The sequence below is a fragment of the Leptospira ainlahdjerensis genome (assembly GCF_016919175.1).
Lineage (GTDB): Bacteria > Spirochaetota > Leptospiria > Leptospirales > Leptospiraceae > Leptospira > Leptospira ainlahdjerensis.
The window spans coordinates 1-17,232 of record NZ_JAFFPU010000031.1 but is presented as its reverse complement, the minus strand read 5'-3'; the positions used below and the strand labels follow the sequence as shown (position 1 = coordinate 17,232).

General features: G+C 42.6%; 13 protein-coding genes and 1 pseudogene. 10 read left to right on the top strand and 4 right to left on the bottom strand.

The features are described from left to right. The first annotated feature begins 305 nt into the window (after window positions 1–305). Together lvrA and lvrB are read left to right on the top strand one after the other, a co-directional pair. Entirely contained in the window at window positions 306–2,801 is a 2,496-nt protein-coding gene (lvrA, locus tag JWG45_RS08410) for a hybrid histidine kinase/response regulator LvrA (protein WP_205279321.1), read from the top strand. A 76-nt stretch (window positions 2,802–2,877) separates the two neighbouring features. Then, complete coding sequence (gene lvrB, locus JWG45_RS08405; protein WP_205279320.1) at window positions 2,878–4,029, top strand: hybrid histidine kinase/response regulator LvrB; 1,152 nt, start codon at window positions 2,878–2,880, stop codon at window positions 4,027–4,029. A 139-nt stretch (window positions 4,030–4,168) separates the two neighbouring features. Here lvrB and fbp read toward each other — a convergent pair whose 3' ends face one another. Then, on the bottom strand, window positions 4,169–5,197 hold the full coding sequence (gene fbp, locus JWG45_RS08400) for a class 1 fructose-bisphosphatase (RefSeq protein WP_118968137.1): 1,029 nt from the start codon (window positions 5,195–5,197) through the stop codon (window positions 4,169–4,171). A 686-nt stretch (window positions 5,198–5,883) separates the two neighbouring features. Here fbp and JWG45_RS08395 point away from each other — a divergent pair. The 6 genes from JWG45_RS08395 to rpoD all read left to right on the top strand — a co-directional run bounded on the left by JWG45_RS08395 (window position 5,884) and on the right by rpoD (window position 11,160). Further along, window positions 5,884–6,327 (top strand): hypothetical protein, encoded by a 444-nt coding sequence (locus tag JWG45_RS08395; RefSeq protein WP_205279319.1) that lies wholly within the window; start codon window positions 5,884–5,886, stop codon window positions 6,325–6,327. Window positions 6,328–6,448: 121 nt separating this feature from the next. Beyond that, window positions 6,449–6,661 (top strand): hypothetical protein, encoded by a 213-nt coding sequence (locus JWG45_RS08390; RefSeq protein ID WP_205279318.1) that lies wholly within the window; start codon window positions 6,449–6,451, stop codon window positions 6,659–6,661. A gap of 193 nt (window positions 6,662–6,854) precedes the next feature. Next, entirely contained in the window at window positions 6,855–7,064 is a 210-nt protein-coding gene (gene rpsU / locus JWG45_RS08385; protein WP_000232823.1) for a 30S ribosomal protein S21, read from the top strand. 61 nt (window positions 7,065–7,125) lie between these two features. Continuing rightward, window positions 7,126–7,572 carry a GatB/YqeY domain-containing protein gene (locus JWG45_RS08380; protein ID WP_205279317.1) on the top strand — a complete coding sequence of 149 codons (447 nt, stop codon included), beginning with the start codon at window positions 7,126–7,128 and terminating at the stop codon, window positions 7,570–7,572. 11 nt (window positions 7,573–7,583) lie between these two features. Then, the gene (gene dnaG / locus JWG45_RS08375) at window positions 7,584–9,383 is read left to right on the top strand and encodes a DNA primase (protein ID WP_205279316.1); all 1,800 of its coding nucleotides are present in this window, start codon (window positions 7,584–7,586) and stop codon (window positions 9,381–9,383) included. A 19-nt stretch (window positions 9,384–9,402) separates the two neighbouring features. Then, a complete protein-coding gene (rpoD, locus tag JWG45_RS08370; protein WP_205276133.1) occupies window positions 9,403–11,160 on the top strand; it encodes an RNA polymerase sigma factor RpoD in 1,758 nt (585 codons plus the stop codon). 61 nt (window positions 11,161–11,221) lie between these two features. On the opposite strand, the gene JWG45_RS08365 is transcribed toward rpoD, so the two are convergent. Further along, window positions 11,222–11,560 carry a hypothetical protein gene (locus tag JWG45_RS08365; RefSeq protein ID WP_205279315.1) on the bottom strand — a complete coding sequence of 113 codons (339 nt, stop codon included), beginning with the start codon at window positions 11,558–11,560 and terminating at the stop codon, window positions 11,222–11,224. Window positions 11,561–11,687: 127 nt separating this feature from the next. Further along, window positions 11,688–13,340 (bottom strand): glycerol-3-phosphate dehydrogenase/oxidase, encoded by a 1,653-nt coding sequence (locus tag JWG45_RS08360; protein WP_205279314.1) that lies wholly within the window; start codon window positions 13,338–13,340, stop codon window positions 11,688–11,690. Window positions 13,341–13,372: 32 nt separating this feature from the next. Between JWG45_RS08360 and tyrS the strand changes: the two genes are divergently transcribed. Continuing rightward, window positions 13,373–14,590, top strand: coding sequence for a tyrosine--tRNA ligase (gene tyrS, locus JWG45_RS08355; RefSeq protein ID WP_205279313.1), 1,218 nt, complete (start codon window positions 13,373–13,375; stop codon window positions 14,588–14,590). Window positions 14,591–14,635: 45 nt separating this feature from the next. After that, the gene (locus tag JWG45_RS08350; protein ID WP_205279312.1) at window positions 14,636–15,832 is read left to right on the top strand and encodes a polysaccharide deacetylase family protein; all 1,197 of its coding nucleotides are present in this window, start codon (window positions 14,636–14,638) and stop codon (window positions 15,830–15,832) included. An 808-nt stretch (window positions 15,833–16,640) separates the two neighbouring features. On the opposite strand, the pseudogene JWG45_RS08345 reads toward JWG45_RS08350, so the two are convergent. After that, window positions 16,641–17,165 (bottom strand): annotated as a pseudogene (locus tag JWG45_RS08345) (efflux RND transporter permease subunit); the annotation flags it as partial. Window positions 17,166–17,232 lie beyond the last annotated feature (67 nt).

Sequence of the window (17,232 nt, the reverse complement as noted above, 5' to 3'; positions counted from 1 at the left end):
TAATTTAACCTCAAAATGCCAAAAGCTTTATGATATTTGTCAAGGACACCTTGGATAAGAATCCTTCTTCACAACGGGAGATTTGTCGGATGGATCGAACTTCGAAGCTTCTGCTTTCCCGTCGCATCTTTTTGCAAAAGTGTGGTAAAAACCAAAAAAATCCATCCAATTGAAAAGATTGTTAGAAAATGAATTGAAAACCGACTTATAATTTGATAGGTTCTCTTTCTGCCTCTCCAATCGAGGAAACAGCGAAAACAATCCATTTCTCCATCCTCTTTCCGCCTGATTGATGGAATGTTACAATGACTGCAAATGATTTAGAAACCAATGATTTCCGGCTGATTTTTGAGTCCTTACCCGGCCTTTATCTCATTCTACTTCCTGATTTAAAAATCACGGCGGTCAGCGAATCTTATTTAAAAGCTACCAATACAAAACGGGAGGAAATCCTTGGACGAGGTCTTTTCGAAGTTTTCCCGGACAATCCCTCCGACCCGAATGCTACAGGAGTCAGCAATCTCAGAGATTCGATTCTTTCCGTGATCCAAGACAAAGCGACTAACGCAATGGCTGTCCAGAAATACGACGTAAAACGTCCCGATTCGGAGGGAGGAGGTTTTGAAGAAAAATTTTGGAGTCCAGTCAATTCTCCGGTTTTAAACTCTAAAGGTGAGGTTGTCTATATCATTCACCGGGTAGAGGACGTTACTGAATTCGTTCGATTGAAGAATTTAGGAAAAGAACAAAGTAAAATCACCGAAGAATTGAGAAGCCTGACCGCCTCGATGGAAAATGAAATTTATCAGAGAGCGCAGGAGATTCAGAAGTCGAACAAAAAACTCACTTCCCTAAACAACGATCTTACCAAAAGAGAAGAAGAGTTAAAACAGGTTTACGAAAAGTTAATCGAGCTCGATCAACTCAAAACCCAGTTTTTCGCGAACGTAAGTCACGAACTCCGAACTCCTCTCACTTTGATTCTCGGTCCGACTCGTTCCTTGCTAAAACAAGAATCCATTTCTGCCTTTCAAAAAAGTCTTCTGGAAACGATTGAACGAAATTCTTATACTTTGTTAAAACACGTCAACGATCTTTTGGACATATCCAAACTGGAAGCGGGAAAAATGACATTCAAATATTCGAATGTGGATCTTTCCCGAACGATTTCAAACATTACGGCCCATTTCGATTCCATCGCCAAGGAGAGAAACATCGTCTTCTCGACGGCTCTTCCGGAAACCTGCGTCGTTCCTGTTGACGAGGCCAAAGTGGAAAGAATTCTTTTGAATCTAATCGCCAATGCTTTTAAATTCGCTCCACCTTCCGGTAGAATTAGCTGTCAGCTGCAAAGAGAAGATTCAGAGGTTATCATCCGAGTCGAGGACGATGGACCGGGAGTTTCCGAGAATTTACGAGAAGTGATCTTCGATAAATTCAGGCAAGGAGAAGAGGGTGATTCCCGTTCTTTCGGTGGAACCGGCCTCGGGCTTGCGATCGTAAAAGAATTCGTAAATCTGCATTTGGGAAAAGTTGCGGTCACGAAGTCTTCTCTCGGAGGAGCTATGTTCGAAGTCCGACTTCCGATTCTTGCGAAAGAAGGAATCGAAAACAACAAACATTCATCAGGAGAGGGGGATGATTTGATACTGGCCGTCATGAGCGCGGTCTCCGATCTAAAAAAAATCGAAGACGATTTCTCGCCGGAACCCATTTTTTCAGTCTCAAAACCGAGGGTTCTGATCGTGGAAGACAACTCCGAAATGAGACGTTATATCTCCGAAACCCTTTCGTCCGAGTTTCAAATTTTAATCGCGACGAACGGAAAGGAAGGATTGGAAAAGGCCAAACTGGAAAAACCGGACGTGATCGTGACAGACATTATGATGCCCGTTTTGAGCGGGGATCGTATGGTGCGCGAAATTCGTGAACATTCCGAATTGGATTCTACCTCCATCATTTTTTTAAGCGCCAAAGCGGATATGGACGCTCGTATTCAACTTTTGGGGGAAGGCGCTCAGGATTATCTGATCAAACCTTTCGCGCCGGAAGAACTTCTGGTGCGAGTTCGGAACTTTATCCGATTGAAAAAAACAATTGAAACACTCGAAACCACAAACGCGGACATGGAAGCTTTTAGTTATTCGGTCTCTCACGATCTACGCGCTCCCGTTCGAAGTATAGAAGGATTTGTAAGAATTCTTATGGAAGACTTTGGCGACACGTTGGATCCGGAAGCGCTTCGTATCGTAAACATAATCGAAAAAAGTGTAACGCTTATGAACAGCCTAATCCAAAATCTTCTCGATTTTCACAAGGTGAGTAAGGTTGAGTTCGCATCCAGAACCGTAGACATGGAAGCGCTCGTTAGGGATATCGTCTCGATATTAAAGCAGGAAAGTCCGACTCAAAATCATTGTTCTATCCAGATCGAACGTCTTCCCGGCGCAATCGGGGACGGCGCCGCCTTAAAACAGGTCTGGGTGAACTTGATTTCCAACGCAATCAAGTATTCGTCCAAAGGAGCAAGTCCCGAGGTTCAAATCGGATGTAAGGAAGGAGAAGAATGGAATACTTATTTTGTCAAAGACAACGGAGTCGGTTTTGACAAACGATACGCAAATCGGCTCTTTAAAGTGTTTCAACGTTTACATTTGCAGGATGAATTCGAAGGTACGGGAGTTGGACTTGCCATCGTGGCGCGAATCGTTCAACGTCACGGAGGAACGGTTCATGCCGATGGAGAGGTAGGTAAGGGATCCATATTCTCATTTTCCCTTCCGAAAATTATGCAAGGATAGATTAGAATAATTAGATATTCTAATCTACTAGATTCTGGCGCAGATTTAAAATTTCAGATATTGGGGTATTTTCAAAATGAGATGGAGATTTCTTTTTTTAGAGGATTCTCTCTTGGATTTGGAGTTGATTCAGAGACAATTGAGGAAGGCAAAAATCGATTACGAATCGATTCATGTCAGCGATTCGGAAGGATTTGCCCACGCGATTCAAAAAGATAAACCGCACCTGATTCTTTCCGATTTTAGTCTCCCGAAATACGACGGTTTTTCGGCGCTCATGGCGGCCAAAAAAATGTGTCCCGAAACCCCGTTTATTTTTGTATCCGGAACCTATGGAGAAGAGGCGGCGATTCAAACCCTGACGATGGGAGCAACCGACTACGTGCTCAAAGATAAGATTGAAAAGTTGTTACCGGCGGTCCAAAGGGCGCTTCACGAACTCGAAGACCATGAGCTTCGAAGAAAGGCCGAGAAAGAAAAATACGAATTGGAAGAACAGCTAAGACAAAGTCAGAAGTTGGAAGCGATGGGACTGATGGCGGGAACTCTCGCACACGAAATCAACAATCCATTGTTTGCAATCACCGAATACGCCGCACTCATTGCAAAAGAAGATCTCGACCGGGAAAAAATTAAATCACTGGCTACCAAAATTAGAGACGAAAGCGCAAGAATTTCAACGATTATGAAGGATCTCCTTCGGTTTTCACGAGAGGAAAAGGGGAACTTTTATCCTGTGGATGTTTCCGAAGTTCTAATAAAGATTCAGTCCATATCCCAGCAGATATTCAAGATGAACAAGATCGACGTTCGTTGGGAGAACATCGACCGCGGAAATGTTATTCTATGCAGATTGGGTCAGGTGTTGCAGATTCTTCTCAATCTTATCAACAACTCGGTGGATAGTCTCAATCAAAGATTTCCGGATTATGACGAAAGAAAAAGAATTCGAATTTCCGTATTCTTACAAGAGATCCAAGGAAATATGTTCGCTCAGTTTGAAGTGGACGACTTAGGAATGGGGATTCCCGAGGAAATTCAGAATTCGATATTTAAAACCTTTTTTACCACGAAGGCAGCCGACAAAGGAACCGGGCTCGGTTTGTCAGTTAGCCTTGGGATCGCAGAGGAACACGGGGGATCTTTGTCGTTCAAAAGTGTTCCCGGTGAAAATACATGCTTTTATTTGAATATTCCACTTTGTAAAACTCCGCTTCCGTCGAAATAAAAGATCGAAAAGATCGGTGTTCTTTGAGAAGAAACACGGAGACGATACAAAATGAAAATCGCCTCCGTAGTTCAGGTCGGAATCGATAAAACTTGCCTGTGGAATTCTGAGAAAACCGAAACCTTTTTTTGATTTTTATTTAAGGCTTTTTGGGAGCGAATTTCAAAAAGTGTTCCACTTCTTTTTTGCTCCCCACGACCAACGTGGTACGTTGGTGTAATTCTTCCGGGGTTAGATCCAAAATTCTTTCACCGTAAACCGTAACTGCAACACCACCCGCTTGTTCTGCGATAAATGCCATCGGTGCGGCTTCGTATAGAAGTCTTAATTTCCCGTTTGGATACTTTGTGGATTTTGTATCGTTCGGATAGAGGAAGATCCCACCTTTCAAGAGGTTTCTGTGAAAGTCCGCTACCAAGGAGCCGATATATCTTCCCGATTGAGGTTTTTTTCCGCCTTCGATCGATTTGATATCGCGGATATAGTTTTTAACTTCGTCGGACCAGTAGTTATAGTTCCCTTCATTGATGGAATAGATCCCCCCGGTCTCGGGCATTTGCATATCCGGATGAGAAAGAATGAATTCTCCGCAAGAAGGATCCAAAGTAAAACCGGAAACTCCCTTGCCGGTGCAGAGAACGAGCATCGTTGAGGAGCCGTATAAAACGTAGCCGGCCGCTCTCTGTTTGGACCCTTGCTGGAGAAGATCACCTAACGTTCCTGGAGTTCCACCGGGGCTTTTTCTCAGATGAACCGAAAAAATCGTGCCAATGGAAACGTTGGCGTCGATGTTGGAGGAACCGTCGAGAGGATCGATCGCGATCGTATATTTTCCGATCTTATATCCGTTTGGAACGGGCACGGTTTCTTCGTGTTCTTCACTTCCGAGAATACAGAGGTGACCGCAACGGGTGAGAGTGTGATTGAATACCTTATCCGCATACTCATCCAGTTTCATCTGGGTTTCACCTTGTACGTTGACGACGTCCGTGGAACCGAGAATGTTTTCTAAAAGTCCGGCTTTGCGAACCTCTCTGGATACGATTTTAGCCGCATAAACCAAATGACTCATCAGCGCCGTAAAATCCCCGGTTGCCTGGGGTAACTTGAGCTGTTCCTCGATTAAATACTGGGAAAGACTCAATGTTTGTGTAGGATGAACAGACATAAATTCCTCGAGAAAAATGATTCCAACAGAGTTTTACGAGTGCCTGCGAATTCAAGCGAAAAGCTCTCCTCGAAATGATTTGAGAATTTCGTTCAAAACCTGAATTTGTGGGAACTCCCCGTTTTTAGGACTCGACTACCCCAAATCCCACAAACGCAACCTTTAGAAAGGGCTTTGTTGGAGTTCCTTCAAAGAGACTTTTGATTTGCAAGATTAGAATTTTGTGATAGAAAAAAGTTTCCGGAATTTTTCCAGCACCCACCCGAGATTTGCATAACCTTACCCAAAAGTTGCAGGAGAAACAACGAGAATTGCCCTCTATATGGGGAATTTTGTAAGAGTTCCTACACTGGGATTTGCGCTTGCAAAATTAGAATTTTCTGATAGAGGAAAGTCCTCGGAGTTTTTCCCGCCACCCACCCCTCCACCCAAGATCAGGGCGGGGCCCGCGACTTTCACGGAAGAGTGTCGTAGTTCCTACAGATTCTCCGCAAAGATTCGGAGGACTTGCGCTAAGGTTTAGCGCCCACAAGCTGGAAGAGAGCGTTTAGTAGGAGCTCCTACAATTTTCTTTCCAGTTTTGAAATGGGCTCGGAATTCCTGTTTGAAAAATTAGAAAACGAAGGGAAGAATCTTGCGTTTTCGTAAGAATCCAATCCGATATTCAAAAAAAGAGGAAAAGGCTCGTGGAATCAACAATCAAACCGATCACTCATAAGTATAAAATTTCGGAAGATCTCTTCGAAGAATTTTCGGATCAACTTTTGAGAGACATTCGAAACTCCTTGAGTACGGAAATGGTGATCACCCATTTTCGCTTCCAGGATCTTTATTCTTATTTTAAACTCTTAGGAGAACAGAGATCCGGAGAGATTATGAAAGAACTCAAAGCGATCATCCAAGCTCATCTCAGACCCTACGACAAATTGTATGTCCTCAATTCACGATCCATTCTTACACTTTCTCCCGATTGTAAAATCGAGATCGTTCAAGCTCGTTTTGACGAAGTAGTCTTTCAAGTCAACCACCTCATCGTGGATTACGAAATTCAGTTTATGGAACTCAATTCTCCGTTGGAAAGTTTGGAGCCGATTTGGAAAGAACTTCTCGTTTCTTCAAAAAGTACATGACGCTTGTTAAGCGAATTCTTTTCTCTCCGATGTACAAAGTTTGCCTTTTTTAAAAAGTTCTTCAGGGATTCCGGGATTGTACCGTAACTTTTCACGAGGCTTCAAAGCTTCGGAGGAAAGTATGAATCAAGCAGAAAAGTTCAAGAATACCTTGGCGCGATACATCGACTACAGAGGAATCGATATCATCCTCCATTTAAAAAACGGAACCGTGATCGAACTCGATAAAAATAGAAGATTGAACGGCGATGTAGTGATTAAAAACGGGAAAACCGGAATTGTGGCTCAGATCGAAATCTCCGAAATTCAGAGAGCCGAATTCTTTGCAGCCTAAAAGTTTCTGGAGAATCTCGACAGGAATCTGAGATTTTGTCGGAAAACCCTTGACATAATACCCCCTTTTTCCGGTAATGTAAATCTGGTCTATCCATTTCTTTTGGAAATCGGTAGTTCTATTTGCATGCAATTTTGTCACCGAACGTTTCGTTTTCGTGACATCTATTAAAACGAAGGAATCAAAAAATCGAATGGTAGGAATCATTGTTAAAGACGGAGAATCGATTGAATCGGCTCTGAAACGTTTCAAACGCGACTGCGCAAACGCTGGGATCATGAGCGAAATCAAACGCAGAGAATACTTCGAAAAACCAAGTATCAAAAAGAAAAAAGCGATCGAATCCGCGAAAAGAAAAGCTGAGAAGAAAAAACGCCTTTTCTCTAAAAAAGACAAAGCCTAAGTTTAGGCTTTGTTAAAACCGGAATCCACAAGATTCCTCTCTTTAAAGAATCATAAAACCTATGTCCCTGCAGATAAAAATCAATGACGATCTGAAAGAGGCGATGAAAGCGAAGAAGGAACCTCATCTTTCTACGCTTCGTCTTTTGAAATCCGACATACAATACGAGCTTACAAAAACCGGCGCTAAAGAGCTTTCGGATGAGCAAGTGATTACCGTCATCAAGAAGGCGTACGCAAAACGTCTGGATGCGATCGGAATGTATGAAAAAGCGGGGAGAAAGGATCTTTTGGCTCAAGAAGAAGGAGAAGCTTCCGTATTGAAGGAATACCTTCCTCCGGAACTTCCTGAGTCTGAAATGATTGCAACAATCGACCAAATTTTTGCGGAATTACAACCAACCGCAAAGGATATGGGAAAGGTAATGGGTCGTGTGATGGCCGCATTCAAAGGAAAGAGCATAGACGGTACCAAAGTTTCGGCAATTGTTAAATCCAGGCTTTCCTGAGTGGGCTCCCTTTGTCTAACAAAAAGGATTTCATCGATCGAATTCACCGGGAAGTCCCCATCGAATCTTATATATCTCGTTTTGTACCTCTTAAAAAAAGAGGGAAGAATTTCATAGGACTCTGTCCGTTTCACCAAGAAAAGTCTCCTTCGTTTAACGTTTCTCCGGAAAAACAATTCTACTACTGTTTCGGCTGTAAGGCCTCCGGAGATCTCATTCGCTTCGTAATGGATTACGAGAGAGTGGATTTTACAAGGGGTCTCGAAATCCTTTCGGAATATTCCGGAATTCCCTTAGAAGAGAAGAATTCCAAGCTCGCTGAAGTTTCCGATTTTCTTTATAAAATCAACCAAAAGGTCTCCGAATATTATCAACATCTTTTACATACACCCGTTGGAAAGAACGCCTTAGACTATTTGAAATCGAGAGAAATCGAAGATTCAGAAATCCGCCTTTTTGGTTTAGGTTACGCGCCGGAAGGATTTGATACCTTGGCAAAAGAAGTTCTTAAAACCAAGGATGAAATTGCAGGCGCGATCCAGCTCGGGCTCCTTCGAGAAAAGGAAGCCGGGAACGGACGTCCCTATGACTTTTTTCGGGATCGAATCATGTTTCCCGTGTTGGATCTTTCCGGAAGGGTGATCGCGTTTTCCGGAAGAATCTTAGGTCCCGGAAAGGAAGCCAAATATATCAACAGCCAGGCTTCGGTTGTTTTTGATAAAAGTAGGACCTTCTACAATTTCTTTCGAGCCAGAGAAGGGGTTCGTAAAACCGGGGAAGCAATGCTCGTGGAAGGATATCTGGACGTGATCGGGCTGACGAGAAGAGATTTTGAAAACGTCATCGCCTCCATGGGAACCGCAATTACGGAAAATCATATCCGCACTTTGAAGAAGTTTGCGGAAAGAGTCGTTTTGGTTTTGGACGGCGATGTAGCCGGAAGAAAGGGAGCTCTTCACGCTGCCGAAATTTGTCTAAAAGAAGGAATGGAATGTTCCATCGTGATGCTTCCCGAAGGAAAAGACCCTTTCGATTTAGCCAAATCTCTCAATCGACAAGAATTGAGCGAACTCCTTTCCCAACGAGTTCAGGGTTCCGAGTTCGTCGTGGAAGAATTACTGGATAAAGCAGATTCTCGCGCGCTTCCGGAGAAAAAGAGAAAAGCCCTTCAAAATCTATATTCTTTTATTCAGAATCTAAATCGGGAAACTGATAAACAGTTTTTTCTTGGGCTCGGTGCAAATAAGCTCGGAATCAGCATGGATGCGGTTCTTCGGGATTTTAAAGGTGGGTCCGGTGCTAAGAATGGACCTGCCAATGCCGATAATAGATCTAACGTAAAAGAAACGCAGACTCTCACGGGTCCGGCTCTGGATTGTGAAAGAAAGATCATCTCCATGCTTGTAAAACATACGGGTTTATTTTCCTATTCGGAAGAAATTTCTTCTATGGAATTTATGGATACCGCGAGCTCGTTTCTTTGGGATTACTTGTATACGATCTACACGGGAGAAGGGGAAATATCTCCGGTTCAGATCTTGGCCTCGGAAATTCCCGAGGATCTAAAACAAGCCCTGGCTCCTTATCTTTTGGAAGAGGATTTTGAAAAGATAGAACCGGGAGAGTTGCAGAAAGTATTTAGAATTCTGCTTTTACAACAGAAGAAGTTTAGAATTGAAGAACGAATTCGAGAACTCGATCTAAAGAGAGAACGTTTTTTTACACCCGAGATCTTTACTGAACTCAGTTTTTATCGTAAAGAAAAAGAAAAGATTCTGGAGCATATCCGGAGTCAATCAGCTACCACATAAATAGAGGGAATTTGAAATGATGGAAAATCTGCAAAGCATGCCTGAGGTTCAGAAGATAATATCTCTTGGAAAGGCAAACGGAGAAGTTTCGTATGATGATATCAACGAGATTCTTCCCGACAAAATTCTGAACTCAGAGAAGATCGACGATTTCTTTACCCTCTTACACGAGATGGGAATCGAAATCGTGGAAGAATATACCAGAAATACTCTGGAGCCTGCTTCCACACTTGTTCCAAAAGACGATTCCAAACCCGCGAGAAAGAAAAAAGAATCTTCATCCTCCGCAAGCGGATCCGAAGACCCGATCAAACTTTATTTGAGAGAAATCGGAAAGGTAAGTTTAATCTCCGGTGAAACCGAAGTTTTTCTCGCAAAAAGAATCGAGAAGGGTGAGAAGATCATCGAAGAGACGATCCTAAGCTCTTCCATTCTCAGAGCGAATTATATCAAACTTCTTCCAAAGATTCGTAGCAAAAAAATCAAAGTCTACGACCTCATTCGAGTGGATAAGATGTATGCACTCAACGCAGAAGAGGCGCATAAATTAGAAGAATTATTCTTTAAAAATATTCTCGTGATCCAAGAGCAAGAGAAGGTTTTACAAGAAGCCGTTTCTAAGATCAGAAAGTATTCGGAGACTTCCAAGAAGTTCAAAGAATTCAAAGAGAAGATCGACGCATCTACGGACGTCATTCACAATGCGATCCGGGAACTCGGAGTTTCCCAGAAAGAGATTCAGAAAATCTCCCAAAAGATCAAGTCCATGGTTTTCAGAATCAAGGAGATCGATCGTCATTTCTTAAAAATCAAAGCTCAATACGGTCAAGACGTAAGAGACATCAAGGCGTTTAACAGATTTATCGAAAAGAACGAGAAGTTAGACGACATCGAAGTTAAAATGGGAGTGAATATCGACGAAGTTCGCGAAGTTATCAAGGACATTCGGAACAACGAAAGAAAACTCCGTCGTATGGAACAGGAAGCCGGTTCTACGGTTCAAGAGATCAAAGACTGGGGCGAAAAGATCATCAAAGGTGAGAGAGAAATCTCTCAAGCTAAGAAAGAACTCGTAAAAGCAAACCTTAGACTCGTAGTATCGATCGCGAAGCGTTATGCGAATCGCGGGATGCACTTTTTTGATTTAATCCAAGAAGGAAATATCGGTCTCATCAAAGCGGTCGATAAGTTCGAATACAAAAAAGGTTATAAATTCTCCACATACGCCACTTGGTGGATACGTCAAGCGATCACGAGAGCGATCTCGGATCAGGCAAGAACGATCCGTGTGCCGGTTCACATGATAGAACAGGTCAATAAGGTAATCAGAGAGACTAGACTTTTTGTTCAGGAATTCGGAAGAGATCCGAGCAACGAAGAAATCGCGGAAAGACTCGGATGGCCGGTTCAAAAAGTCAAGATGGTGAAGAACGTTGCGAGAGAACCAATCTCTCTCGAAATTCCTGTCGGCTCGGAAGAAGATTCGGAACTTGGAGATTTTATTCCTGACACTGAAGTCGAAACTCCCGTGAACGCGGCGGCTTCCAGTATTCTCGCGGAACAGATTCGACAAGTGCTTCATACGCTGCCTGCGCGTGAACAGAAGGTGATCCGGATGCGTTTTGGTCTTGACGACGGTTATCCTCAGACTTTGGAAGAAGTCGGATATCAGTTCAAGGTGACGAGAGAAAGGATTCGTCAGATCGAGGCGAAGGCGCTTCGAAGACTCAGACACCCGTCTCGTTCTAAGAAACTCAAGGATTACATTGACGGTTGATTTTGTAGGAACTCCTACAAACCGAAGAGGAAGAATTTTATTTGCACAAGAGGGATTTTTCTCATAAGGAAAAATCTCCAGAGTCTTCCCACCACTTGACGCCTACACCCGAAGCACAACCATACCCACAAGTTTGTGAGGAACTGCGACTATGATCGTCTATGGGAAAGCGTTTTGTAGGAACTTCGACAAAGAAGTTTTTACTTGCAAAAAGTCTGATTTTGTGATAGAGGAAAGTTTCCGGACTTTTTCCGCCACCCGCCCCACCACCCGAAATATGGGTGGGGCTCGCGACTTTCACAGTGGACTTGTCGGAGTTCCCACAAATTCCCTGAAGATCCAGAGAACTTGTGGGTAAGATTATGACCCACAAGTCAGGGTGGGGCTCGACGGTTTTCATGATGAAATTGTGGTTAATTTCTACGAGAGATTCTTTTATTTTTTAACTACATTCTAATTTTAGAATATAGGAAACTTAGGTTATTTTTCTTCTTTTATCCCTATCGGCGAAGAGTCGTCAAAGGATTTTATCGATATGATTTTTTTAAACTCTCGATAAGATTCAAAGCTTCCATTTCTTCGGTCTTCCTTATCTTTTCTTTCCATTTGAGTTGTTTCGCAAGAATTGTCGCCACAGGAGCTACCATTTTTTGAGACAAATCCAGGTCTAAGAAAAGAATCCGAAATCTTCTCGCAAGAATATCGGTAACGCCTAAAGCGAATTCTTCTTTGACCGCAAAAACGACTTCTTCTTCAAAAAAAGGAATTCCCTTTCCGATCAGTTTGGGTTTTTTTCCTAAAACCTCGAAAACCTCGGTTCCATAGTAGTTCTGAAGGCGTTTGGCAAACTTGGTTTCGATCTTATAGGTTTTTTCCAATTCTTTATGGAGAGTTTCGGAATAACCCTTGGATCCGGGGAAAGGATATATTTTTGTAGAACATTCTTCTTTGGTCTCAATATTTCCAACTTGAACGAGTCTATCCACAAGTTCTTCCGCCATCTTTCTATACGTGGACCATTTTCCTCCTCCCATCGTCACAAGACCCGAGTTGGAAACGAGAATCACTTCTTCTCTAGAAATATTTTTTGTATCCTGATTTCCTTCCGGAGAGATGAGAGGGCGAATCCCCACAAAGACAGAAAGAATATCCTTTTGCGATACTTTCGATTCTAAATAATCGTTTCCGGTATCCAATAAGAATTGAACTTCGTTTCCGATCGGAAGCGGTTCGTCTCCCGGATTTTCAATCGGTGTATCCGTAGTTCCTAAGATCACATGATCTTCCCAAGGAATGATAAAGACAACTCTTCCGTCCTTTGTCTTTGGGATGATCATAGCCGATTCGCAGGGGATTTTTTCTTTGGAAAAAACAAGATGAATTCCTTGACTCGGGGACAACACGTTAAACGTCCTTGGATCGTCCAGTTTCCGAACATGATCCACCCAAACCCCCGTTGTATTTGCGATTACCTTTGTATAGATTGGAAATATCTTTCCGGTTTCAAGATCCTTGAGATTGGCGCCTTTGAGTTTTCCATTCTCCTTGATAAAAGATACGAGTTCGACTCTATTTGCGACCGTTGCTCCTTCTTTCTCCGCGGCTCTCGCGAGAAGGACGTTTAAACGGGAATCATTGAATTGGGCGTCATAATATGTAATTGCCCCGAAAAGACCGTCTTTTTTAATCGCGGAAAATTCTGAAATGGTTTCGGATTTCGAAATCGTTTTGTGAGAAGGAAGCTTTCCTCTAGATGCAAGAATATCGTAGAGGGTAAGTCCAATTCCGTAGTAAGGTCTTTCGTAAAAACGATAGGCCGGAAGAACAAATTTGAGGGGTTTGACAAGATGGGGCGCGTTTTCTAAAAGTCTCTGTCTTTCCGTAAGAGCCTCGTGAATCAGTTTAAAGTGAAACTGAGCCAAGTATCGGACTCCGCCGTGAATCAGCTTTGTGGAACGGGAGGAGGTCCCGGAGGCAAAATCACTCTTTTCGATTAGAGCAGTTTTATAACCTCTTTTTGCGGCGTCAAAAGCCGCCCCGGCACCGGTGGATCCTCCTCCAATAAAGAGAATATCATAAGGTTCTTTTTGTAATTTTGAAATTTGTTCGGCTCTGCCTTGTTTTTCCATTTTCACAATTCTTCCTGCTTTACAGGTTTCTTTCCCCCTGCAAATTTGCATTAAGTTTCACAATCGTAACCATTTTTTCTTGCATGGACATTCAAAAACAAATCGAAATTATTCGCCGGGGTTGCGTTGATTTAATCAGCGAAGAAGAACTCAAAGCCAAACTTACCAAAAAAAGAACGCTTAAAATTAAGGCAGGGTTTGATCCTACGGCCCCCGATCTTCATCTTGGACATTTTGTTCAGTTAAAAAAACTGAAACACTTCCAAGACCTAGGTCATGAAGTTTCCTTTTTACTCGGAGACTTTACCGCAATGATCGGGGATCCAACCGGAAAGTCCGAAACCAGAAAACGTCTTTCCAAAGAAGAAGTTTTGGAAAACTCGAAAACCTATCAGAGCCAGGTATTTAAGGTTCTCGATCCTCAAAAAACCAAAATCGTCTACAATTCAACTTGGTGCAGCGAGATGAAATTCGAGGACGTTCTTGTTCTAAGTTCTAAATACAACGTCGCGAGAATGCTGGAGAGAGACGATTTCAACAAACGTTACAAAGCCGGACAATCGATTTCGATGATAGAATTTTTATATCCCTTGGTGCAGGGATATGATTCCGTCGCGATGGAATGCGACGTCGAACTGGGGGGAACCGATCAAAAATTCAACCTCCTTGTGGGAAGGGATTTGCAGAGAGAATACGGAAAGGAAGCACAGTGTGTAATCACGCTTCCTCTGTTAGTCGGTCTTGACGGTACCAAGAAGATGTCCAAGTCCCTCGGAAACTACGTGGGAATTACGGAAGCTCCGATCGATATGTTTGGAAAACTCATGTCCATCAGTGACGATCTGATGTGGAATTACTTTGAACTTCTCACCGATCTTCCGCTTTCGGAAATTCAAAATCGAAAGAATGGAATCGAAAAAAAAGAACTCCACCCGAAAGAAGTAAAAACCGAACTTGCAAAATTGATCATGGACCAATTCTCGTCGCCTTCTGAAAACAGCGAAGCGATCGAAGAGTGGAAAAAAGTGCACAATCCAAAGTCACGGGCAGTCCCCGATGAAATTCCGGAAGTAAAACTCGGAGAAGAATTTTTTGCGGAAACCCCCGAACCTTTGCTCGTTTGGGTTTTGAGCAAATTGGCTTTTGTCCCTTCCGTCTCGGAAGGAAGAAGGTTGATCAAAGCGGGCGGGCTCTATCTCGAGGAAGATAAGATAACCGATGAAAAATTGGCGATCCAGAAGGGAAAAGAATACTTGGTGAGACAGGGGAAAAAGGGAAAATTTTTAAGAATTCTTTCCTAAAAATGATTTGAAGAATTCGCGTTTTCTCTTTTCAATCAAATCCCCATGTTAAGCGAAGAAGAATCTTCCGAACTCTCCAGAACGATTTCCGAAATCAAAAGAAGCGGAATCGAATCGGAGGAAATAGAAAGAAAGTTTAGAATACTTCGTATTCTATTTTCCATCGGATTCTTTACTTTTTTGGGTTCGGTATCGATTCTTACCCTGACTCATAAGATCTTTCGATTGGAAGCGACCGTTGAAAAACAAACGGTCCATATCACCAATTTGGAAGAAACTTTGACTTCTCTTCGTTTGGAAGAACAGCAACAAGAAGAAGAACTTCTCAAATTCAAATCCGAACTCTACAACGCGGTTCCGGACGGGGACTTATCCGATCAAGTTGCTGAAAACAAAAGGAGTCTGGAAGCTCTTCACGGTGCAGATAACGGAAAGAATATCAATCGAGGAAACGTAAACTTTAAGGAAATCTCTCTCACGTTTGATTTGGGAACCGGAGAGGACCTCAAACTTCTTTACGAATACCTTTCTAAATTTCCGATCAAGATCACTTTGTTTGTTTCCAACGAAAACCCAGCGTTAAAGAACGGATCTCTTTTTAGCAATACAAACATCTACTATCTAAAAAAACTTTCACAACTCGGAAATCGAGTCGTTTTCGGAAATCATACCTGGAGTCATTATAATATTCCAAGAAGCTTATATGAAGTTTCTTTGCGGAAGAGGGCGCTTTTGACTTATGTTTCCGACGAGATCCCTGATACGAATTTTCTCCAACAGGAAATGAGGATGGTCGAAGAAAAGTTTGAATCCATCACGGGAAAAGAACTTACGAAATTTTATCGCCTTCCCTACGGAGGTTTTGATCCTCTCGTAATCAAAACCTTCGGAAAACTCGGCTTTACCCATCATATTTTTTGGAGTAACAATTCCGTAGGCTCCTTGGATATTCCAGATTTCGTATATAAGAAATTCATCTATAAGAAGGATCCGCAAACCGGAAAGACAAGAATCTTGCCGAATCCGAATTATAAAACGCGGGCAGAGGCCTTGGACTTTCTCTATCGTTGGGAAGAGGCGGATAAAAATGGAATGAACGGAGCCATTATTCTGATGCATTTGGGTTCTCCGAGACAGACCGAAAAATTAATCTACATTCTTCCGGATTTTATTCAAGAAATGCTTTCGAAAGGTTATAGTTTTGTAACGATTCCGGAGACTCTCAACGATCGACAAGATTGAACTTTTTTTTTCGGTTTCAAAACAATTCAATTTCTATTTCTGTAAGAGTTCTTACACGATGTTAGGATTTTACTTGGTTAAGCTTATGATTCTTTTTTGATCAGCGAGAATCTGCCGAAGTCCTCACTCGAAAATTGCTGTACATCCTGGGACATAGGTAACACTTTAGACCAGAGACATGGGGTTACACTTTTAAAGTCTTTGTTACTTTCCTCGTGTGTTCGTTGAAGTAACCGATCGTTACAAAGCTGAAGAAGAAATTGAAACCAGAATCTCATTAAAACGTTTTGTTGGAGTTCCTACAAAGAATGAATTTGAGAATTGTGCTCAGTGAATCTGCAGTTTCTCTGATAGAGAATATTCTTTCGATTTTTCCCGCCACCCAAGATCAGCAAAACCTTACCCGCAAGTCCGAGCGGATGATCTGTAACGAGAATCGTCCCGAGACAAGGGTTTTGTAGGAATTCCTACATGAGAATTATTTCTTGCAAAAAGTTTGATTTTATGATAAAGGAAAGTTTCCGGAATTTTTCCCGCCACCCCACCCCTCCACCCGAATTTTGGGCGGGGCTTGCGACTTTTACAGTGGATTTGTCGTAGTTCCAACAAATTTTTTGAAGATCGAGACAACTTGTGGGTAAGGTTGTGAAACTTAGGGTGGGGGACGCCGCTTTTACGGAAGAATCCCGTCCTGTTTCCAACATGACAAAGAGGGAATTACATTTCTGGAATATTCATATTTCTTGATAGATCAAAACTTTAGATTTTCTCTTGTTCCCAGTTCGATTTTAAAAAACCGAACTGGAGTCTAAGCTCGTCTAAAAATTCGATTCATTCTCTCTTGTGCGTTATAAACGGTCTTATACAAAACCGGAACCGCAACTAACGTCAGGAAGGAAGAAAACGCAAGTCCCCAACCGAATGCAAGCGCCATCGGAACTAAGAATGGATCCCTTCCTCCGATTCCATAGGCCGTCGGTAATAGACCTAGAACGGTGGTTACGGTAGTGAGAACCACGGGTCTCAGACGCAACAACCCGGTCTCAACCAAAATCGAGTCGATATCTTCGCCGGGTTTTTCCATCCTCAATTGATTTGCGAAGTCAACGAGGACGATCGAATCGTTTACGACCACGCCGGCCAGACCAACTATTCCCAAAAAGGCGAGGAAACCGAAGTATTCCCCGTGTAAAACGAAGGCAAGAATGACGCCAATCAAGGAAAAAGGAATGGCGCTAACGACGATTACTGGTTGAATCAAGGATCGAAAGAGCGAGGCCAAAATCATAAAGATGATGATAAAGGCTACGAGAAAGGCCCTTCCTAAACTCGCAAAAGGAATCATCGAAAAATACCCCGGTTATCGGATGCGTTTCGGGGGAGAAAATAAGGACACGGAA